This window comes from Enterococcus saigonensis (assembly GCF_011397115.1).
Classification (GTDB): Bacteria; Bacillota; Bacilli; order Lactobacillales; family Enterococcaceae; genus Enterococcus_C; species Enterococcus_C saigonensis.
Genome location: NZ_AP022822.1, coordinates 1,333,446 through 1,354,688, shown reverse-complemented (window position 1 = coordinate 1,354,688; position 21,243 = coordinate 1,333,446). Strand labels below are relative to the sequence as shown.

Annotated in this window: 18 protein-coding genes; 14 read left to right on the top strand and 4 right to left on the bottom strand. The window is 35.4% G+C overall.

Annotated features, from left to right (window positions below):
• Positions 1–72: 72 nt before the first annotated feature.
• The 6 genes from EsVE80_RS06385 to EsVE80_RS06360 all read left to right on the top strand — a co-directional run bounded on the left by EsVE80_RS06385 (position 73) and on the right by EsVE80_RS06360 (position 9,176).
• A complete protein-coding gene (locus tag EsVE80_RS06385) occupies positions 73–1,293 on the top strand; it encodes an LCP family protein (RefSeq protein ID WP_173102966.1) in 1,221 nt (406 codons plus the stop codon).
• A 161-nt stretch (positions 1,294–1,454) separates the two neighbouring features.
• Positions 1,455–2,303 carry a DegV family protein gene (locus EsVE80_RS06380; protein ID WP_173102965.1) on the top strand — a complete coding sequence of 283 codons (849 nt, stop codon included), beginning with the start codon at positions 1,455–1,457 and terminating at the stop codon, positions 2,301–2,303.
• Between the two features lie 309 nt (positions 2,304–2,612).
• A complete protein-coding gene (locus tag EsVE80_RS06375) occupies positions 2,613–3,092 on the top strand; it encodes a DUF6530 family protein (protein ID WP_173102964.1) in 480 nt (159 codons plus the stop codon).
• Positions 3,093–3,110: 18 nt separating this feature from the next.
• Positions 3,111–5,363, top strand: a complete 2,253-nt coding sequence (locus EsVE80_RS06370) for an AAA family ATPase (RefSeq protein WP_173102963.1) — start codon at positions 3,111–3,113, stop codon at positions 5,361–5,363.
• Between the two features lie 203 nt (positions 5,364–5,566).
• Positions 5,567–7,309 carry an ABC transporter ATP-binding protein gene (locus EsVE80_RS06365; protein ID WP_173102962.1) on the top strand — a complete coding sequence of 581 codons (1,743 nt, stop codon included), beginning with the start codon at positions 5,567–5,569 and terminating at the stop codon, positions 7,307–7,309.
• Positions 7,302–9,176, top strand: coding sequence for an ABC transporter ATP-binding protein (locus EsVE80_RS06360; protein ID WP_173104140.1), 1,875 nt, complete (start codon positions 7,302–7,304; stop codon positions 9,174–9,176). The genes EsVE80_RS06365 and EsVE80_RS06360 overlap by 8 nt, the downstream gene beginning before the upstream one ends.
• Positions 9,177–9,264: 88 nt before the next feature.
• Here EsVE80_RS06360 and EsVE80_RS06355 read toward each other — a convergent pair whose 3' ends face one another.
• Positions 9,265–9,816, bottom strand: coding sequence for a TIGR01440 family protein (locus EsVE80_RS06355; RefSeq protein ID WP_173102961.1), 552 nt, complete (start codon positions 9,814–9,816; stop codon positions 9,265–9,267).
• 113 nt (positions 9,817–9,929) lie between these two features.
• On the opposite strand from EsVE80_RS06355, the gene EsVE80_RS06350 reads away from it, so the two are divergent.
• The 8 genes from EsVE80_RS06350 (at position 9,930) to EsVE80_RS06315 (ending at position 19,109) form a co-directional block, all read left to right on the top strand.
• Positions 9,930–10,154: a hypothetical protein gene (locus tag EsVE80_RS06350; protein ID WP_173102960.1), complete on the top strand. Its 225-nt coding sequence runs from the start codon at positions 9,930–9,932 to the stop codon at positions 10,152–10,154.
• A gap of 128 nt (positions 10,155–10,282) precedes the next feature.
• A complete protein-coding gene (locus EsVE80_RS06345; RefSeq protein ID WP_173102959.1) occupies positions 10,283–11,806 on the top strand; it encodes an ABC-F family ATP-binding cassette domain-containing protein in 1,524 nt (507 codons plus the stop codon).
• Between the two features lie 185 nt (positions 11,807–11,991).
• Positions 11,992–12,555, top strand: a complete 564-nt coding sequence (locus EsVE80_RS06340) for a GNAT family N-acetyltransferase (RefSeq protein ID WP_173102958.1) — start codon at positions 11,992–11,994, stop codon at positions 12,553–12,555.
• 4 nt (positions 12,556–12,559) lie between these two features.
• Complete coding sequence (locus tag EsVE80_RS06335) at positions 12,560–13,057, top strand: AAA family ATPase (RefSeq protein WP_173102957.1); 498 nt, start codon at positions 12,560–12,562, stop codon at positions 13,055–13,057.
• 262 nt (positions 13,058–13,319) lie between these two features.
• A complete protein-coding gene (gene abc-f / locus EsVE80_RS06330) occupies positions 13,320–14,780 on the top strand; it encodes a ribosomal protection-like ABC-F family protein (protein WP_173102956.1) in 1,461 nt (486 codons plus the stop codon).
• Between the two features lie 110 nt (positions 14,781–14,890).
• Positions 14,891–15,157, top strand: coding sequence for a DUF3781 domain-containing protein (locus tag EsVE80_RS06325; protein ID WP_173102955.1), 267 nt, complete (start codon positions 14,891–14,893; stop codon positions 15,155–15,157).
• Between the two features lie 625 nt (positions 15,158–15,782).
• Positions 15,783–17,246, top strand: a complete 1,464-nt coding sequence (locus EsVE80_RS06320) for an APC family permease (RefSeq protein WP_173102954.1) — start codon at positions 15,783–15,785, stop codon at positions 17,244–17,246.
• An 873-nt stretch (positions 17,247–18,119) separates the two neighbouring features.
• Positions 18,120–19,109, top strand: a complete 990-nt coding sequence (locus EsVE80_RS06315; protein WP_002337512.1) for an IS30 family transposase — start codon at positions 18,120–18,122, stop codon at positions 19,107–19,109.
• A 238-nt stretch (positions 19,110–19,347) separates the two neighbouring features.
• On the opposite strand, the gene EsVE80_RS14065 is transcribed toward EsVE80_RS06315, so the two are convergent.
• From EsVE80_RS14065 to EsVE80_RS06300, 3 genes are all read right to left on the bottom strand, one after another.
• Positions 19,348–19,863 carry an IS30 family transposase gene (locus EsVE80_RS14065; protein WP_173102953.1) on the bottom strand — a complete coding sequence of 172 codons (516 nt, stop codon included), beginning with the start codon at positions 19,861–19,863 and terminating at the stop codon, positions 19,348–19,350.
• A complete protein-coding gene (locus EsVE80_RS06305; protein ID WP_173102952.1) occupies positions 19,835–20,392 on the bottom strand; it encodes an IS30 family transposase in 558 nt (185 codons plus the stop codon). Before EsVE80_RS06305 ends, EsVE80_RS14065 begins: the two co-directional genes overlap by 29 nt.
• 62 nt (positions 20,393–20,454) lie before the next feature.
• Entirely contained in the window at positions 20,455–20,910 is a 456-nt protein-coding gene (locus EsVE80_RS06300) for a GNAT family N-acetyltransferase (protein WP_031644628.1), read from the bottom strand.
• Between the last annotated feature and the right edge of the window lie 333 nt (positions 20,911–21,243).

Here is a 21,243-nt window from a genome sequence, read left to right as displayed (position 1 = left end):
CATAGCATCTTTTTTTGTCGTACAATTAGAGTAAACTTGTGGAGAAACGATTTACTTTTGGAGGTAAGCAACATGAGCCGCATGGATCGCTATAAAAAAATACACGAAGAAACTAGTAAAAAGGAGAGCTTATTTGCGCGTAAGCAAATTATAAACAATGATGAAACCGGAAAGTCTGCTCATCATAAAATAGATGACTATCAAGAAGATAGAGCCGCGACTGAATCCCCTTATAAAAAAAGAAATAAAAAATCACTGCCGCGCTTTGATATTACAAAACGAAATAATAGTCAGACTAATCATAATGGTCGTAATAACAAAGAATACGGTAATTCCGCTGAACCTAAAAATACAAAAACAATACACCAAGTAAAATCACAAAAAACAAAAAAACCAAAGAAAAAACATCCAGTTATTCGTTTTATCATTGGTCTCTTACTTTTTCTACTTATTTATAGTGGCGTTGCCTTTGCGATGGGAAAAATGGCAGCTTCTTCTGATAGAGAGATTTCAAAACAAGAAGCTGAAACCTTTAACGGCTTCACCGCAGCTGATGGCGCTAACAATATTTTGCTCCTTGGAAGTGACAGCCGCAAAGGAGAGACTGCGCGAGCAGATACGATTATGGTATTACAGTTAGATGGACCAAGTAAAAAGCCGAAGTTGATTTCATTTATGCGAGATACATTAGTTGATATACCAGGAGTTGGACAAAATAAGATTAATGCCTCTTATGCTTATGGCGGAGCTGATTTGGTTCGACAAACTTTATCACAAAATTTTGGATTAGAGTGTAAATATTACGCTGTAGTTGATTTTAAATCATTTGAAAAGGTCATTGATACACTATTTCCAGGAGGCGTAGCTATTAATGCCGAAAAAGATATGAGCACAAATTTAGAGGTACCAATCAAAAAAGGACAACAAGATATGGATGGTTTGCACCTCTTACAATATGCGCGTTTTCGGATGGATGAAGAAGGTGATTTCGGTCGGGTAAGACGTCAGCAACAAGTGATGAATGCCATTTTTAGTCAAATGAAAAGTCCATTAGCGATTGCTAAACTGCCTTATGCTGCTGGTAAAGTCTTAGGCTATACAGGAACAGATCTTAAAACCAGTTTTCTTGTTAAAAACAGTTTTAGAATTTTAAAAGGAGCAGGTGGAATCGACCGCTTAACTGTACCGGCTAAGGATACATGGGAATATGGTACTACCGCTGAAGCTGGTAGTGTTTTAGTTATAGATAAAGCAGCTAATAAAACAGCAATAAATAATTTTTTAGCAAAATAGTTTTTTAGTTTCATTAACAAAAAAGGATTGGACGAAATAAGCTAATCCTTTTTTGCTATTCACTTTCTTTTAAAGAGAATCTGGTATAAACTATTTTCCTGCAACGTAGTTTATGCTATATTTGTAGAAGTAGTGAAATTTTCTTGAAACGAGGATTATAAATGAAATTAGCAGTAGTAACAGATAGTTCTGCATTTCTACCTGAAACCATCCAAAATCATCCCGATTTATATATTATTCCGGTACCTGTTATTATTGACGGCCAGATCTACAACGAAGGGATTGATATTCAAGCCGATGAGTATTATACCATGTTAAATAGCAGTAAAGAGTTCCCTACAACTTCACAACCTGCACTGGGAGAAGTAATTGAACTTTATGAAAATTTAGTCGCAAAAGGGTACGATACTATTTTAAGCATTCATTTATCTGGAGGTATTTCCGGATTCGTCGCAACTTTGAATACCATTAAAGATGAAATTAAAGGTGCTAAAGTCATTCCTTATGACTCCAAAATTACCAGTATGCCAATGGGACATATGGTAGAAAGTGCTCTGCAACTAAAAGATGCTGGAAAAACATTGACTGAAATTATTAGCCATTTAGACATCATTCGCGATAATACTTATGCCTATCTAATTGTCGACGACTTGAATAATCTAGTACGTGGTGGACGTTTAACAAATGGGGCTGCCTTAATTGGAGGCTTATTAAAAATAAAACCAATTTTAACGTTTAATGACGGTAAAATCGAGTTGTTTGAAAAAATACGTTCTAGTAAAAAAGCTTTTAATCGGGCTGAAGAAGTAATTGGGCAGCGTGATCAAGAGATTAATCGTCCCGTTAAGTTATACGTTATTCATGCAAATAACTTGACTGTTGCTAAAGAAGAAAAACAAAAATTGGCAGAAAAATACCCAAATGCAGACATTGAAATTGGTTATTTTGGGCCAGTTATCGGAACGCATTTAGGCGAGAAGGCAATTGGGATTGCAATCTCAGCTGTATAAAGAATTTTTTATGTTAATTAAAGAGACCGACACAAAAATCACTTAAATTTTTGTGTCGGTCTCTTTTTAAAATACGTAGTTGATAAAACTTAAAGTGAATCTAGCCTAATAGAAAACAGCGCACTTTTTGTCCGACGTTTAGCTATCCCACTCTTTAGTCTTAGAGGAGATTTCTATTTGAAGAAAGCTAAATAAGTCAAAATAATTGGCAATTTATCCATCCTTTTTTATACTTTAGTAAAGTAGTATTTTAGTAAATTACTAAATGAAAAACTGCAAAATTATAAGAGGTTAAAAGGAGTGGTTAGAATGGAAATTCCAACAAATTTAAAACACAAACCTGTTTTAGTGGTAGAAAATTACGATAACGCCGATGGTAAACAAGCTTTTGAATCGGATGCAAAGGGACTTTCATTAGGCCTAGCTCAATGGAATGATCGCGGAAAAGTGGATATTTCTGGTAAAGTTTGGCGACACACTGGCGAGAAGTGGTCACGTCAATCTGAAGAACTGCCAATTAATCGTATTTTAGATTTGGCAATTTTAGTGGCACAAGCAAGTATCTATTTTCAGGATGCCTATCGCTATCCAAAATTCTATGATCCAGAAAACCCAATTGTCGATATCATTGGTGTCCAAGGAAACCGCATGACTGTTGAGGTAGATACCAATAATCCCATGATTGATGAAGATATCAAGCTTTTTCATGATACATGGCAAAAAGACGGTGAAATTTTAGGAGAACGATTTCGGATTTTAAAACGTTTATTAGAGGAAGCTGGATATTAAAACAAAGTAGGTGAAATTATGTCTATGCCGTATGAAGTTACAAATGGCCGTGTTTTTAGTCGCTTAGAAAAACAAATGATTTGGCAAAAACCAAAAACTCATCAAACGAGTGAAATTGAATTACGTATTGCTTCAGAGATTAAAAATAACTGGAACGATATTGAAATGAAGATTATGAATATCTTATTAGAAGGTGATGCTGGTTCTGGTAAAACACAACTAGCTAAGGCTTTATCTTATGATTTACAATTACCTTATACAAAAGTCACTTGTTTTGCTGACATGGATAAATCTGATGTTTTCGGAGCTCTGCTCCCTGTAGTGGCAACAGATGATCAAACAGATGGGGAATTGCTCGAAGCAATTTATCAAACCGATAGTTTGAACGCAGTTTTAGAGTTAATTGCGCAACACTATAGTATCGATTTAGGAGCAGCTAAATTGCGATTAGCAGAACTTGTGGAACGTATTGACGCGCATGAACAAGAAGCTATCCATTATAAATTTTATCCTTCTGAAATTGTACGCGCTGTTGAAAAAGGTTATTTATTGGAAATTCAAGAACCTACCGTCATACGTGATGCTTCTGTCTTAGTCGCTTTGAATTCCGCTTTAGAACCAAATGGAATGCTAAATCTACCTACTGGTATAATAAGGCGTCACTCAGACTGTGTAATTGTAATTACGACAAATCGTAATTACCAAGGAAATCGTCCGCTAAATGAGTCTTTACGTGACCGGATGCAGCATGCAGAACGTATGGACTTACCAGAAATTTCTGTTATGGTACAACGGGCAGTAGCCAAAACTAGCGTTACTAATTTAGTCCTACTTACCAAAATGGCAGAAATCATCCGCTTACTAGATGAATTAGCAAAAGTTAATACTATTAAAGGTGTAGCGGGAATGCGTTCTTATTTTTATTGGGTAAATACACTGAAACAAGGACAAGATATTTTCCAGACACTTTATCCAAAGGTTATTTATAAAATAACAACCGATCCTAGTGAAATTGCACTACTTGAACAAGGATTAAATGATAGTAAGCTTCTTGTATCATTAAGACAAATACTTCTACCAGATGCTAATCAAACGTTGAATGAAATAAAGGGCAGTAAAATTTCTGCTGAAGAAGCGGATAAACGTAATATTGCTGAAGAAGCACCAAGTGAGTCTGTTTTAGTGACTAATGAGCCAGATGAGGCAGACTTAGAAAAGGATACTAAAAAAAATAAAGAAGAGCATCAAAAAAATTCACCAAAGGAAAAAATTACAAAAGATCAACCGCAAGTAGCCGAAGAGCACAACGCACATGATGGCCTGAGTGAGTCCGGTAAAGAAAATTTAGAGGGGATTTCAGAAGAGCAAAATGTTGACATTGCGGCATATGAGAAATCAGAAAAAGAACTGCGCAAGGATTTGAATAAAGCTGCTCGAATTGCTATGAAGGGTACTATCCATGAAAAAGAAGGATTAATCATCCACAGACCTCAATTTACAAAAGAGGATATCACCAATGCCCAGATTTTAACACAACGTGTAATGCCGATAGTCACGCGATTAACAAAGAAAATTACAGATATTTTGGAAAATGAACAAAGCGAAATATTTGGTAAGTCAAAATATAGCGGGACTCGTTTTGATGCCAGCCGGGTGGCCTATGGCGATTATCGTACCTTCGATAAAAAAAATTCCCCTCATGAAGAACCGTCACTTGCTGTGGCGCTAAGAATTGATGAATCAGGCTCGATGTTAAAAGATGAACGCATAGCAAGTGCGCGATTAGCTGCTTTAGCCGTAGCGAGTTTTGCTGAAAAAGTTAATATTCCCTTAATGATTTATGGTGATACAGCAGACTTATCGCAGCGCGAAAAAACTTCACTATATTCCTATAAAGAGTTTAGTGAGGATTATTCTTATCTTGGAGCCAGACTTGTGACCATGAAACCACGACAAAATAACCGTGATGGTGTTTCTTTACGCCTATTGAGTCAAAAACTTGCAGCAGAAGATGCTACTACAAAATTATTGATCAATATTTCTGATGGACAGCCCAAAGCTTTGCCTGATTACACTGGTGCAAAAGCCAAAGTAGATATACAAGCTGTAATGACCGAATTTGAACGTCAGGGCATTATTTATTTAGCTGCCGCAATCGGAGATGATAAAGAAGCCGTCAAGAAAATTTATGGTAGTGAACGTTTCTTAGATATTAGTGACTTACAAACTTTCCCAGAAGATTTAATTCAATTAATTTCACGATATTTGTAACCATAAAATTATTATGTAAACACGGATTTCTTTCCAATGAAATTTCATGTTGAAATAATTCCTTTTATGAGAAAAATGAGAAATTTATTGTTTGAAAGAGCTGTTTTTATCCGTTAAAGTAATAGTAGACTCACTAATCGTTCTTGCGATTAGTGTCTATTTTTTGTCGTTTTATAACTTGAATCAAAGAAAGGACGGAGGGTATGATAAGAAAATTATTGGCCAACGTTGGTCAGTATAAAAAAGATAGTCTATTAACACCTTTGTTTGTTGCCGGAGAAGTCGCTCTTGACGTCATTATGCCATTAATTATGGCAATGATGATAGATCAAGGAGTTGAAAGAAGCAATAGTAGTGTCATTATTAAATTGGGCGCTGTATTATTTTTATGCGCATTAATTGCATTAGTTTTTGGTGCGTTAGGCGGACGAACCGCAGCAATCGCTTCAGCCGGATTTGCGCGGAATTTGCGTCATAATTTATTTAGTCGGATTCAAGATTTTTCATTTTCGAATATTGATCGTTTTTCAACATCTAGTTTGATTACACGCCTAACGACCGATGTGACAAACGTCCAAAATGCATATCAAATGATTATTCGTATTCTTGTCCGCAGTCCGCTAATTTTGATTTTTTCACTGATTATGGTTAGCCTCATTAATCCACAATTGATGCTTATCTATTTAGTTGTATTGCCATTTTTAGCAATTGGCTTGGCTATTGTGATTCATTTTGCTCATCCCTTATTTATGAAAGTTTTCCGTATTTATGACAAACTTAATAACGTCGTTCAAGAAAACTTACAAGGGATTCGCGTGGTGAAATCTTACGTACGCGAAGAACAACAAGAAAAAGCCTTCGATGAGGTTTCTACTGACGTTTACAAGAATTTTACCAAGGCCCAGCGAATTGTCGCGTTCAATAACCCATTGTTGCAAGTCTCTGTTTATACGTGCATGCTTTTACTTTCATGGTTTGGCGCAGAGTTAATTGTAGATAAAGGAAGCTTAACTACAGGCGAACTTGTTAGTATGTTCAATTACACTATGCAAATTTTAATGAGCTTAATGATGATGTCGATGGCTTTTGTTCAAATATTAATTGCACGCTCCTCTGCAGAACGAATTACCGAAGTTTTGTCTGAAGAAAGTGATTTGAAAAATGAAGAAGCACCGTTATTTGAAGTAGCAAATGGCGCAATTACTTTTGATGATGTTTGCTTTAGCTATGCTAATGACATGAACAAGTTGGCTTTAGAACATGTTAATCTTTCAATCAAGTCAGGAGAAGTCGTAGGTATCATCGGTGGAACCGGTAGTTCTAAATCGACTCTAGTTCAATTAATACCACGTCTTTATGATGTTACGTATGGATCGGTTAAAGTTGCCGGTGTGGATGTAAGAAAGTATGATCTTGCTACTTTACGTGATCAAGTAAGTATGGTTTTACAAAACAACGTCTTATTCACGGGTACAATTAAAGACAACTTACGTTGGGGAAATGAATTTGCCACAGATGAAGAATTAGTCGCTGCTTGTAAGATTGCGCAAGCTGACTCTTTTATTAATGAATTTCCTGATAAATATGACACAAAGATTTCTCAAGGAGGAAACAATGTTTCTGGTGGTCAAAAACAACGATTGACTATTGCTCGTGCCCTGCTCAAAAAGCCAAAAATTTTAATTTTAGATGATTCAACGAGTGCTGTGGATACAAAAACTGATCGCGCTATCAGAGAAGGCCTTGCGACGGCTATACCTGGAATGACCACACTAATTATTTCTCAAAGAATCAGCTCAATTCAAGATGCTGATCGCATCGTGGTTTTAGACGATGGAAAAATTAACGGGGTTGGCACCCATGAAGAATTATTAGCAAATAATCAAATTTACCAAGAAGTTTATCAATCACAACAGAAAGGATTTGGTGAAAGTGGAAATGAGTAAAGCGGCAGTGAAACGTTCAACCGGATCTAATCTGAAGCGGTTGTTAACTTTAATGTTTAGCCAGTACAAAATTCAATTAGTTTTTGTTTTAGGTATGATTTTACTTAGCGCTTATGCAAATGTTAAAGGTTCTTTATTCTTACAAGTGGTCATTGATCAATATATCACGCCTCTCATTGGTCAGTCTCATCCGAATTTTAGCGGACTACTTCAAGCAATTTTGCAAATGGCTCTTATTTATTTAATCGGAGTCATTGCCTCTTTAACATATAACTTTATGATGGTAAAAATCAGTGAAGGAACCCAAAAGAAAATCCGTGATCAAATGTTTACTCATTTAGAAAGTTTACCTATTCGTTATTTTGATGCAAATTCTGATGGCGACATTATGAGTCATTTTACAAATGATACAGATACATTACGCCAAATGATCTCTCAAAGTATCCCCAATTTAATGATGGCATTTGTTACTTTTATTTCAGTCTTCATCGCAATGTTTACGATTAGTTTACCTTTAACGGGTTTTGTTCTAATTTCAGTCTTTTTGATGTTAAATGTTATTCGCTTTATCTCTAAAAAAAGTGGTCGCTTCTTTGGCGCTCAGCAAAAAGATTTAGGGCAAGTGAATGGTTATATTGAGGAAATGATGCACGGTCAAAAAGTGGTCAAAATTTTTAACCATGAAAAAAAAGTCATGGAAGAATTTGATGAATTAAATGATCAATTACAAGAAAGTGCTACCAAAGCAAATATTAATGCTAATACATTAATGCCAATCATGATGAATTTATTAAACGTCCAATATGTTCTAGTTGCTATCATCGGAGGGCTATTTGCCATTAATGGAATTTCCGGGTTAACCGTCGGCATGATCGCTTCTTTTTTACAGTTGAGTCGCTCTTTAAATGGGCCGATTAGCCAAATTTCACAACAAATCAATTTTGTAATTATGGCTTTAGCTGGTGCGGGTCGTATTTTTAATTTACTTGATGAAAAGCCGGAACAAGATGATGGTTATGTTACCTTAGTAAATGCTAAAAAAGTTGATGGTAAACTAATAGAGACAGCAGAAAGAACAGGCTTGTGGGCTTGGAAACATCCTCATAGTGACGGTAGTATCACCTACACAGAATTGACAGGCGATGTTGTTTTTGAAGATGTTGATTTTGGTTACGTAGATAACAATATTGTCCTCCACGATATTAACCTTTATGCCAAACCTGGTGAAAAAGTTGCTTTTGTTGGTGCCACTGGTGCTGGTAAAACAACTATTACAAATTTAATTAATCGATTTTACGATATCCAAGATGGTAAAATACGTTATGATGGAATCAATATTAAAAAAATCAAAAAAGATTCTTTGCGCCGTTCTTTAGGTATTGTATTACAAGATACCCATTTATTCACCGGAACAATTCGAGAAAACATTCGTTTTGGTAAACTAGATGCTAGTGATGCAGATGTCTTAGCCGCAGCTAAATTAGCTAATGCTGATAGTTTTATCAATCATTTACCTGACAAATACGATACGGTGATTACCGGCGACGGTGAAGGATTATCACAAGGCCAGCGGCAGTTACTTGCAATTGCTCGGGCTGCAATTGCAGATCCACCAGTCATGATTTTGGATGAAGCAACATCAAGTATAGATACAAGAACAGAAAGTATCGTTCAATCGGGAATGGACAAGTTGATGCAAGGGCGAACCGTCTTTGTCATCGCACATCGACTATCTACCATTCAAAATGCTGATGTAATCATGGTGTTGGATCATGGTAGAATTATTGAACGTGGTACCCATGAAGATTTAATTACTGAAAAAGGCATGTACTATCAACTTTATACAGGAAAAGTCGAGTTAGCTTAATCTTATAAAAAATGCGGGACAGACCTTTAATAGGCATCCGTCTCGCATTTTTTTGTAAAAAAATTAATAAAACCAGAAAGTAAAGCTTTTATTCATAAACAGCTCGCGGGCCGCCAATATATTTAGGGCGACTCCGCAATGCAGTAACGTGCGCCGCGCCGAGCGTATTCGAAACAGGACGCACTGGAACTTGTACATGTTTGACGTGCATGCCAATGGAAGTATCCCCAATATCAATCCCTGCTTGCGCGACGATATGTTCAACTTCAACCGGATCATTAAATTGATCAAAGGCTGCTACTGAACAAGCACCCCCAGCATGTAATGCTGGTTTAACGGATACAATTTCAAAATGATTAGCTTTTGCTACCGAACGTTCCACCACTAAAGCCCGATTTAGATGTTCACAGCCTTGCACGGCCAAGTGAATCTTTAATGGATCCAATACATCTTTTAGCGTTTGAATCACCCATTGGCCAACTTCAGCACTGGAATTTTTACCAATCACACCGCCAATAATTTCACTAGTGGAACAACCTAAAACAAAAATATCTTCTTCTTTTAAATTAGCAACGGACAGTATGCTTTCCACCATTGCAGCTAATTGTTCTTTTAACTCATTTTCAGTAATTTGGCTCATTTTTCTCACCTCTGATTTTATTATCACTAAAAATAAAAACATTGCAAGTAACTCTTATTAGTATCAGAAAAATCTACCTCCGTGGTAAAATAAAGTGTAAGGAGGAGATTACGATGGAAGAAACAGTTTTTTTTAATCTTGGTAATGCCATTGCATCAAATTTTGATACCAAAGAACTAACCCGTACCGCCCAAATTGAACAAACAAAAGATTTAAAACGGCGGGGCCTTATCATCGCTACGGATCTTGATTCAGGAGAACATTTTCTTTTTTATGCCGACGATATAAAAGAGGCAGATCCTACTACTAAAGAGTTCAAACTCCACGATAAACTGTAATTTTTAATTCAGTCTTTGACAAGTTTTTAGCTTCATGTTAGGCTTTGTCTAATACCATCTGGATATAAATAAAAGCGGCGGATGAATTTTATCTGGCGCTTTTTACTATGAGAAATGAGGATCTAACCATGTTACGTTTAGAAAATATTACCCAGCAATTTGGAGATAAAGTTTTATATGAAGATGTGTCTGTTCAAGTTAATCGAGGGGAACACGTTGGATTAATTGGTCGCAATGGAGCAGGCAAAAGTACCTTGATCAAAATCATTACGGGCGAGATTTTGCCAGATAATGGGCAAGTTATTTTCCCTAAAAATTTACGTTTAGGCTATTTGGATCAGTATGTTGGAGTAGATGAACACTTAACAATTCGTAAATTTATGCAGACTGCTTTCAATGAAGATTTAAAAAAAGAAGCGAAAATAACAAGCCTTTATGAAGACTATAGTGAAAGTCTTGACGATCGTTTATTAGAACAGGCTGGCCGCCTACAAAACGAGTTAGATCAAGGCTCTTTTTATCAAATGGATACTTTAATTGATGACTTGGCGACAGGATTAGGCATTAATGTATTAGGAATGGATAATCTTTTAAAAAACTTAAGCGGAGGACAACGCTCTAAAATTATTTTGGCAAAAATGCTACTTGAAAAACCAGACTTGTTGATTTTAGATGAACCAACAAACCACTTAGATGATAACCACATTCAATGGCTAACACAATTTTTACAAGATTTTGATGGTACTTTTGTTGTTGTGTCTCATGATCAAGCTTTTTTAGATGCCATTACTACACATATTATTGATATTGAATTTGGCAAGCTGACGAAGTACACTGGAAATCTTTATCGTGCTTTGAAATTAAAAGAGCTACAACAAGAAACGTATATGCGCCAATACGAAGCACAACAAGATCACATAAAAAAGACCGAGGCCTATATTCGTAAATATAAAGCCGGTTCTCGGTCTACAATGGCCAAAAGTCGGGAAAAACAGTTAGCAAAAATCGAGCGCCTAACACCGCCAACAGATGCACCAAAACCACATGTCACATTTACTTATGCACCAATCGTGAGTACTTTAGCACTAGAGACCACTAAGCTTGTCATTGGCTATGACAAACCGCTTTTAGCACCTATTGATTTGACAATCCGAACTGGAGAAAAAATAGCACTACGGGGATTTAATGGAATTGGGAAATCAACATTAATTAAAACACTGCTGGGACTTATCCCTGCTTTTGGTGGTGAATTTCATTTTCCACAACATACAAAAATCAATTATTTTGAACAAGAATTAGCTTGGGAAAATCCCTTAGCAACTCCTTTACACTATTTAAGTGACAAAAACCCAACGATTAATAATAAAGAATTACGCCGCTACTTATCTCGTGCTGGGTTAACAAGTCAACATGTTCAAGAATCTTTAAAATATTTAAGTGGTGGTGAACAAACAAAAGTGAAGCTCGCAGAGATGATGATCCCAAAAAGTAATTTTTTATTTCTTGATGAACCGACAAATCACATCGATCAAGCTTCAAAAGAGAATTTGCAAGATGCTCTAGTTTCCTTTCCTGGTACAATTGTAGTCGTATCCCACGAAGCAGAGTTTTATGAAGACTTTGTTGACCGTGTAATTGAATTAGACAGTTAATCAAAAGGCCAAAACAGCGTTAACTACGCTGTCTTGGCTTTTTGCCTAACTTTAAAAAGTCTTTTCTTATCAAAAAAAAGCTAGTCTGTTATTTACTTTAGTTGCATAGGTTTTCTTCAATGAATAGATAGAGTATGCTAAAGTTAAGAAGAAGCGGATATAGTATAAGAAAAAGGAGGAAAGTTATGAATATAAAAGCAGCAAAAGCCCCAATTACAATTAGAAATATTCCAAAGACGGCGTTAGCGAAACTATGGGAAATAAGCTATGGTCCTAAAGCAAATTTGACTTGGAAGAATTTTGATGGCCCCTATTTTAAAGATCCAATTCTTTCTTGGGAAGAATATCAAAAGGGATTTGGTTCACGTTTTGTAGCCGGAGACAATGCGGGTGTCATTTTTTACGATGATGAGATGGTAGGTGTGGTAACAGCGTATTTTGAAGATGGTTCGTTGAAAAAATGGCTAGAGTTTGGTATTGCCATTTATCACCCTGAAAATTGGAACAAAAAAATTGGACAAACAGCTGCAACTTTATGGATTAACTACCTATTTGATATTTATCCAAAGATTGAACGAGTAGGGTACACAACGTGGTCTGGCAACTACGCAATGATTGCCTTAGGAAAAAAGCTAGGGATGAAAAAAGAAGCCCAAATTCGAAAGGTCCGCTATTGGCAAGGCCAATATTGGGATTCTGTTAAATATGGTATTTTGCGAACAGAACGTCAATTGTTGAAGAAGGTCTAAAATTATGAGTAAACTGATTATTTTACGTGGGAATTCTGGTAGTGGCAAAACAACTGTCGCAAAAGAACTACAAAACAGCTTTCCTAACGGCGTTGTCATGCGGATTGGACAAGATGAAGTACGACGAGATATGTTAAATGTCAAGGATGATACGTCTCATTTAGCGGTTTTAGCAATTGAAAACCTCGCCATGTTTGGTCACAAACATTATCCTGTCGTAATTATCGAAGGAATTTTGAATCGTGAAATATATGGTCAGATGCTAAATAAATTAAGGAAAATTTTTGATCAGACAAATTGTTATTATTTTGATCTTCCTTTTACAGTCACTGTTATGCGTCATCAACAAAGAAAGCAACGGTGTTCTTTTTCAGAAAAAGATATGGCTCGTTGGTGGTTAAATAAAGACTATTTAAGGTTTGAAAACGAGAAAATAATCGATCCAAAAATGTCGCAAAGAGAAATTGTGACAATGTTACGGCAAATTGTTTTATCTTCTTAGTAATTTATTGCACGATTTTTCTTGCTGTGCTATATTTTAATAGAATTAAAGAATGAAAAGAGGTATAGAAATGACTGCTGCGATGAAATTACGTTTTGACTTTTTAAATGATAAGTAAATAAACATTTAAAGAGTCTTGTAAAGCATGATACTTTCATAGGTGGCGTATATACTTTTTTATACGGTTTTATTTGAAATGTCAGAGACAGTTACAGACTGTCTCTTTTTTGTGCTTTTGCAAGCTGTTAAGGAGTGCAAAAACATGGAAAATTTAGTAGCAAAAATAAAAGATCTCGCATTAAGTTACGGTGCAAAAGAATTATTTACTATTTCAGAATTAACTGTCTATGAAAATGACAGAATTGGGATTATTGGCAAAAATGGAGTGGGGAAAAGTAGTTTATTGAAATTACTTGCGGATGTTACCCATAATGAAACAGGACAAATTGAAACATATATTCCTTTTAGTTACTATGAACAATGTAAAAAGCAAGCGATTATACATTCCGAGTTAGATTGGACGTTATTATCCCGTTTTCATGTTCCAAAAAAATCGGAGCAAATGAGTGGCGGTGAGGCTGCAAAACTGCGCTTAACACATACACTTTCAAAGTATCGGCAAGGTTTGTTACTGGATGAACCAACCACTCATTTAGATCAAGCAGGCGTAGATTTGTTGATTTCAGAATTGCATTATTATTATGGAACACTAATTACAGTTAGCCATAACCGCTACTTTTTGGATCAATTGGTCACAAAAATATGGGAAATAGCTGATGGTAAGCTAACAGAATATACCGGAAATTACACCGATTATTTGAATCAAAAAAAGGCTGAAGCAAATTCTAGAAAAAATGCTGCTAAAAATTATCAAAAAGAAAAACGACAATTAGAAAAAGCGATTATCCAAAAAAGACAGCAAGCAGATAAAATAACTAAAACTTCAGCAAAACAAAGAAAACGCAATATTAAACCAGACCGCTTAGCTGCCTCTAAACAAAAAGATACCATTCAAAAAAATGCTCATAGAACCGCTAAAGCTTTACAGAGCCGCTTAGAACGTCTAGAGGAGGTGAAAACAACAGGCAAGATAAGGCCAATTCATTTTCCTTTACCAAAGTCACTTGCAATTTATAATCCTTATCCTATTCGCGGAGAGAAAGTAACTTGTCTTCGTGGTGATAAAATTTTGTTAAAAGATGTAGATTTCCAATTTGCAAATGGCGAAAAAATTGCAATTATCGGCAAAAACGGCAGTGGCAAAAGTAGTTTGTTGCATCAAATTGTGACTGGTGGACAAGGTATTGTAATATCACCTAAAGTAAAGTTTGCAATGTATCAGCAGTTAGATTACATGTTCACAAGTTCTGAAACAATTTTACAGTACATGCTAAATCAAAGTGATTTTTCTGAAAGTGTTGTACGTAGTATTCTAAACAATTTGGGATTTACTCAAATAGAATTAGAAAAAAAGATAAACAATTTGAGCGGAGGAGAGGCGACCCGAGTTGCGTTAGCCCTTACTTTTATTGTGCCAAGTAATGTTTTAATTTTAGATGAACCTACTAACTTCGTCGATTTCAATACAATTGAGGCTCTGCAAAAGTTGATAAAAGAATATCCTGCTACTGTTCTTTTTACCTCACATGATCACTATTTTGTGGACAATGTAGCAACACAAGTATTTGAAATTGAAAACAAAGCTATGCAAAAACGCAGGTGAAGTTTAAGTGTATAGCGTGTTTTTTCAGTAATATTATTGGTGTAATTTGAATCTTACAGCCAAGTATACTATCTTAAAAGAAAGCCTTACCATGTAAAAGGAGACTTTTGATGTTAAAAAATATTGCACGTAATATTGGATACACACCACTTGTATACGATCGATTCAACAAAAAACTAAAAACAAACTATACCTCAGGTCAAATCGAGAAACTTGTACAAGTGATTTTGCTTGCTGAAGACACCAAAATCACCCGTTTTGGGAAAAATTACTATATCTGGCAACCGGAAAGAAAAATTCAATTGACAATTAATGCCAATAATTATCGTTTAATTACAGCCGATTCTGTTGAAAAACTTCCTACGCAAAAGAATTGACAAGAAAAAGCAGTGGTATCAAAGAAGTGATAAAGCAGAACGTCTCGTCTATTTGAATCAAATCACAAGAAAAAATAATTATCGACACTCTTATCTGGAAAAAACGATGATCATTCGGGAAGGTTGTAAGCAAAAAATCTCCTTTTTAGGAGGAGGAATAACAAAAGATAGGGAGAACATTTGTTTTGTCAAAACAAATAGCGATTGAATACATTCAGTATCGTGCCGTTATCAAAATCGTCATTAAATCTGAAAAATTACCCCTAAAAAATTCGCTTCTTTTGCAGAAAAATAAGCCATTCAATTTCAATAAAAAACAATTCTTTTCACTATAAACACGAGAAAAATATGTCTGACAGGATTATTATAGGAAATATGGCTACAATTTTAGAATAAAAGCTTACTAATATCAAAACAACTTTTTTACTTACTCAAAAGTTGTTTTGATATTTTGTTATTTAGATAACATTTATGTAAACGTTTTTACCAAAAATTCATCTTTTAAATGAAAGTAGTATTAATTGTTGGTGAAACTGTGCTAAATTCCGTATTTTAGTAGTTGAAGATTCCTCTAAAAATAACTATGATATAGAAGTTGCAATTTATTATTTAAAGGAGTTTTTTCATGAGTCAAAATCAAAAACAATTGCGGTGGTTCACCGTAGGCTTAATTGCTTTTAATATGGTTTGGGGTTTAGGAAATGTTGTAAATAACTATGCCCAACAAGGAATCTCTGTTGTCACGTCATGGATTCTGATCTTAGCACTTTATTTTATTCCATATGCTTTAATTGTCGGTCAGCTTGGATCAACCTTTAGAAACAGCAAAGGCGGCGTCAGCTCATGGGTTGAAAACACATCGACAAAACGCTTAGCTTATTACGCTGCGTGGACTTATTGGGTAGTGCATATCCCATATCTTGCGCAAAAACCACAAGCAATATTAATTGCACTAGGTTGGGCTGTGCAAGGCAACGGGGACATGGTATCAAACATGTCAATGACAACAATCGCACTTTTGAGTTTAGTTATTTTCTTGCTATTCTTATATTTATCAACGAAGGGTCTAACAACATTAAAAGTTATCGGCGGTCTAGCCGGTACAGCAATGTTTGTGATGTCAATTCTATTTATCTTATTAGCAGTCGGGGCACCTGCTGTAAGTAAAGGTATGGAATTTGCAACCCCTGATATGGGAAATATTAAAACTTACATTCCTAAGTTTGATTTTTCCTATTTCACAACAATCTCAATGCTAGTTTTCGCCGTTGGGGGAGCTGAAAAAATTTCGCCTTACGTAAATCAAACGAGAAATCCTGCGAAAGAATTTCCTCGTGGTATGTTCTTGTTAGCAGGAATGGTAGGGGTTTCTGCAATTTTGGGTTCTGTAGCAATGGGTATGTTATTTGCCAGCAATAATATACCAGCTGATTTAATGCGTAACGGAGCCTATAGCGCATTCCAACAATTAGGTAATTATTACGGTGTTGGAAACTTATTGATGATTATTTATGCACTAACCAATACTATTGGGCAAATTTCAGCATTAGCTTTTTCAATTGATGCACCGTTACAAATCTTATTAGCAGATGCTGATCCAATGTTTGTGCCAAATTGGTTAAGAAAACGTTCAGCTAAAGGTACTTTAGTTAACGGATACTTATTGACCGGTATTTTGGTCAGCATCATCATCTTGTTGCCAATTTTAGGAATTGGTAACACTGATGAGCTAGTTAAATGGATGACTAACCTGAATTCTGTTGTAATGCCAATGCGCTATTTATGGGTATTCTTTGCTTACATGATGCTAAACAAAGCTTGGAAAAATTATCAATCAGAGTATAAATTCTTAAAAAATCCAAAGCTTGGCTTTATCGCCGGTACATGGTGCTTTGCATTTACAGCGTTTGCCTGTGTCTTGGGAATGGTTCCAAAATTGGATTACGCAACAAATCCAAAGGCTTGGTGGTTCCAATTAATGACAAACATCTTAACACCAATTGTATTAATTTTATTAGGTATGATTTTACCTGCAATTGCTCGTAGAGATAAAGATAAAACAGTACTACCTGAATTAAAAGAAGTTTAAAAAAAAACTGCTGACAGCATAGAAGTCAGCAGTTTTTTTATGAATTAACATCATCTTATTAAAGACATATACAATCAATAAGAAATTTTGTTGTTAGTGCCTAACTATATCAATTAAAATGATAAAGAGGCGAGGTATTATTTATGAAATTGTATTAAGTCAAAGAATGTCTTTTTAAAATTTGGACACAGTTAATATCCAATGTTATTTTATTAAATTTACTGGATAGAAGCAAAATACCAACGATTTTATAAATTTAGAATGTCTGATTATCTCAGAATACAAATTTTATATTTTATTTTCTGTTTTTTTGTAATAATAGAAATACCTAAGTTAGCTTATTCGAAAATTATTTTATTATTTCAATACAATTATCGGATTTTATCATTAAAATGGTTGTATCTAATTCAAACAATTGATACGGATTCATATCCTACATAACCTTAATTGATAACTGCAATTAATTTAACATTTATTTTAAGAAGACAATATTGCTATAATGACTGGAAATGAAAAAAACTTTAAAGAGCAATAGTTTTATACTCGTAATCAATAGAAGTACAGTGAAGAAAAAAGCAAAAAAAGAAGCTTGTCCACTTTTAATTCAGACTATTAACTCCTGGTTAACAAAATAAAGCGCAACAAACCTCCGCAAACTTATATTGATGCTCGTTATTTAATATGATACGCTGTGCCTGCATAATGCAGGGAGTACGATTTGATTATGAACACAGATATGATAGCCTTGTATCGGCTGAGCTGACTTGTCTTAAGTTAGCTCCTAGTTGGAAGCGGATCTCATATCTGTGAAGGTTCATTGTCAAATCATTCGTTGCCGTAGTAATTAATAGAGCAAGGGAGCTAGTTTGATACATGGTATATAAACATTTAACCGCTGAAGAGCGTGGGAAAATTGAAGCCTATCTTGACGAAGGATTACGACCAGCTGAAATAGCACGTAGATTAGATCGCCATCGTTCAACAATCACTCGGGAGATTCAACGGGGGACTGAAGCTAGAAAAGCCAACAGTATCGCACGGTTGCCTTATCAAGCTTCAAGTGCACAAAATATCGCTAAATTGCGGAAAAAAAACTGTGGAGTTACTAAAAAAGCCACGATTCACAATACCAAAACTATTTTAAAATATCTGAATCTAAAATATTCTCCAGAACAAATTGCACATTCCATTAAAAGCGTAAAGGTATGTACATCCACGATCTATAACTGGATTTACTCAAAAACCATTGATTTCAACATCAAAAAGCTTAGGAGACATGGAAAAAGATATAAAGTAAAGTCATCTGGATCGAAGATTCGCATTGATCGAGCTTTCTTTGAAAATAGAACCATTGATTTGCGCCCAGAAGCTGTTCAGCTTCGTACAGAATTTGGTCATTGGGAAGCTGATACAGTAGTTTCAAAACGAGGCATATCAACCTGTCTAGCAACTTTTATCGAAAGAAAGACACGACAATACGTAGCAATTAAACTCCCTAATAAAACAGGCCGCGCTATGATGGCAGCGATTAAAAAACTAATAGAAATGTATCCTCAAGGGGTAAAATCTATTACTTGTGATCGAGGAACTGAATTTGTAAATCAATTTCAAGTCGGTCTTATTGAAGACACCTTCGGGTGCAAAATTTACTATGCAAATCCGTATGCACCTCATGAACGTGGTTCTAACGAAAATCATAATGGATTACTTAGAGAATATTTCCCTAAACCGTTTAATTTTAAGAATGTCTCGCAACGTATCGTCGATGACGCTGTAGAAAACTTAAATACTAGACCAAGAAAAATTCTAAATTGGAAAACACCAGCTCAAAAGTTTAAACTAGAATACGCGAGAATTACATGATATTTTCAAGAGATTATTTCATTTGTTATAAAATGTTTTTGTCGAACAATCGTATCAATTTAAGTTTACCGACAGGGTTTAAAAGAGCAAAAGACGAACTATATTTATATAAAAGCAATGTATAGTTGCGCTTAATCTTAACATTCGCCTCAGACTATTAACTTCGTATAATATATATTATGTAAACTAAAACACAAAAGGCGGATGTCAATAGTAAATGCAACATCTTAATAAAAACTTATACACTATTGTTGGGTATATATGCGTTGTCCCGTTCAAGTTTTAACACCTCATTTTTAAAGATTTCTGCGCAAGTTTTGAAGCCATGTATCTTTTTAGGCCTAGTGTTAAGTTGATTCGCAATATGGATCATATCAAACTGTGATTGCGATTCAAAAGTCTGCTTTTTGGGCAAATAAGCTCGTATTAAGCCATTTGTATTCTCGTTTGTTCCTCGTTCTTGTGGCGCATAAGCATGAGTAAAATACACTTTTTTATGATAGTTTCGTTCAATACAGCTTATGAATGTACTATTTGCGAACTCACGACCTCTGTCACACGTAATCGAATGTACAGCGTCTCCGTGAAGCGACATGAAGGTATCTATTACAGGAATCATTGAACTACCGCTCTGACTCGCTGCTAGGGCCATAAATGTGTATCTAGATTTGCGTTCAGTAAGTGTTACAATGCACTTTTTTCCTTCTCTTGATGGAAGTACACAATCAAATTTCCCAGTCTCCCAAACGTTCACGCTTATTAATAACACTAGGGCGCTGTTCAATAGATCTTTTTAACACCATTTCGCTTTCATTTCTGCCTAAAGCTCTATACTTTCTTGCTGATTTCTTACGATATCGTTTAACTAATCGGCGATCAAGCTCTTTAATAAAGCCACGCAAAATCCAGTTGTAAACAGTGTTTACGCATACGGATACCCTTGAATCGGCATTTACAATTTGCTCTGGAGACCATTTTTTCTTATAACCTTCGATGATTGCTGCCTTCATTTCATCAGTCAGTTTGGTATTCCTGCCGATTTTTAACTTTCGATGTCTAGCATTGTTCTGGGCGATTAAGGCGTTGTAACGATACATATGTTGTCGCCTTTTAGGAGAATAACGTTCGTAGTCTTGATACTCCTGACTACGAATAATTTCCCTAGAAATTGTACTACGGCTACGGTTTAATTCACGAGCAATCTCTGCTTGTTTGTGGCCTTGCTTCCACATTAGCTCAATTTTTCCACGCTCAAATTCAGATAAATGTTTAAAGGAACCCATATTCAGACAACTCCTTATGTAGAAATCTAAATATCAGACAAAGTTAGACTGTTAGCCTCTTTTTAAATAACTTGGTTCTTCTCCATAACATAATTAATTAAAGCCACGCCTTGACGTTCAACGACCTGTTTTCTCACAAGTTTGTAGCCTCTGTTCTCAAAAAAAGGTTTGGCAGTTATCGAGGAGTGAGTAGTGATTACACCGTTTGCGGTTGCTTCTAATGCGTCACAAAGTGCAGTAGCTATACCTTCGCCCTGATGGTTCTTATGCACAAACAAACAATCAAGGTATCCTGTAGAATCAATATTTCCAAACCCAACTACAACATTTTCTATTTCGGCTACGGCTGTTCGGGTCTCTAATAGTGACTTATTCCAACCTTTAAAGTCAGCCGATTTAGGTGCCCATACATTAAGCTGAATCTCAGAGTAGTCACGAATATTGACGTTGTGGACAGTATCATAAAACAAACTAACGATTGCTTCACAATCTGATTCACGGTATTTTCTTAACTTCATGCTTGTCCCTCCTTGAGCATTCACTATTTTACTCGGTTCCCAACCATCATAATTATACAGGATTATACATTTTCTAACATCCATGAAATGCTGATACTAAAGGGGTTTAAAATCAAAAGACGCAATTAAAGGGGGGGGGGTTTAATCTCTGTTGCATTTTATTTTGCATTCTACAACTAAAACACAAAATTATTCTTCTATTTCCACATTTCCGCTGATTTTGCTCCTCCCTTGTCGTTTTTTACAACTGCATTTAAAAAGTGTTAAATGCAGTTGTTCGCTTACAAAGTTAAAATACCTACGAGGCAATTTTTTAATCTATATAAAACAAGC

What these genes read in the sequence shown, in the direction of transcription:
- EsVE80_RS06350 (WP_173102960.1), top strand. Translation starts at nt 9,930, where the DNA reads ATGGAAGAAACAGTTTTTTTTAATCTTGGTAATGCCATTGCATCAAAT.
- EsVE80_RS06360 (WP_173104140.1), top strand. Translation starts at nt 7,302, where the DNA reads ATGAGTAAAGCGGCAGTGAAACGTTCAACCGGATCTAATCTGAAGCGG.
- EsVE80_RS06335 (WP_173102957.1), top strand. Translation starts at nt 12,560, where the DNA reads ATGAGTAAACTGATTATTTTACGTGGGAATTCTGGTAGTGGCAAAACA.
- EsVE80_RS06300 (WP_031644628.1), bottom strand. Translation starts at nt 20,910, where the DNA reads ATGAAGTTAAGAAAATACCGTGAATCAGATTGTGAAGCAATCGTTAGT.
- EsVE80_RS06375 (WP_173102964.1), top strand. Translation starts at nt 2,613, where the DNA reads ATGGAAATTCCAACAAATTTAAAACACAAACCTGTTTTAGTGGTAGAA.
- EsVE80_RS06365 (WP_173102962.1), top strand. Translation starts at nt 5,567, where the DNA reads ATGATAAGAAAATTATTGGCCAACGTTGGTCAGTATAAAAAAGATAGT.
- EsVE80_RS06325 (WP_173102955.1), top strand. Translation starts at nt 14,891, where the DNA reads ATGTTAAAAAATATTGCACGTAATATTGGATACACACCACTTGTATAC.
- abc-f (WP_173102956.1), top strand. Translation starts at nt 13,320, where the DNA reads ATGGAAAATTTAGTAGCAAAAATAAAAGATCTCGCATTAAGTTACGGT.
- EsVE80_RS06355 (WP_173102961.1), bottom strand. Translation starts at nt 9,816, where the DNA reads ATGAGCCAAATTACTGAAAATGAGTTAAAAGAACAATTAGCTGCAATG.
- EsVE80_RS06305 (WP_173102952.1), bottom strand. Translation starts at nt 20,392, where the DNA reads ATGGGTTCCTTTAAACATTTATCTGAATTTGAGCGTGGAAAAATTGAG.
- EsVE80_RS06345 (WP_173102959.1), top strand. Translation starts at nt 10,283, where the DNA reads ATGTTACGTTTAGAAAATATTACCCAGCAATTTGGAGATAAAGTTTTA.
- EsVE80_RS06340 (WP_173102958.1), top strand. Translation starts at nt 11,992, where the DNA reads ATGAATATAAAAGCAGCAAAAGCCCCAATTACAATTAGAAATATTCCA.
- EsVE80_RS06385 (WP_173102966.1), top strand. Translation starts at nt 73, where the DNA reads ATGAGCCGCATGGATCGCTATAAAAAAATACACGAAGAAACTAGTAAA.
- EsVE80_RS06380 (WP_173102965.1), top strand. Translation starts at nt 1,455, where the DNA reads ATGAAATTAGCAGTAGTAACAGATAGTTCTGCATTTCTACCTGAAACC.
- EsVE80_RS06370 (WP_173102963.1), top strand. Translation starts at nt 3,111, where the DNA reads ATGTCTATGCCGTATGAAGTTACAAATGGCCGTGTTTTTAGTCGCTTA.
- EsVE80_RS06320 (WP_173102954.1), top strand. Translation starts at nt 15,783, where the DNA reads ATGAGTCAAAATCAAAAACAATTGCGGTGGTTCACCGTAGGCTTAATT.
- EsVE80_RS06315 (WP_002337512.1), top strand. Translation starts at nt 18,120, where the DNA reads ATGGTATATAAACATTTAACCGCTGAAGAGCGTGGGAAAATTGAAGCC.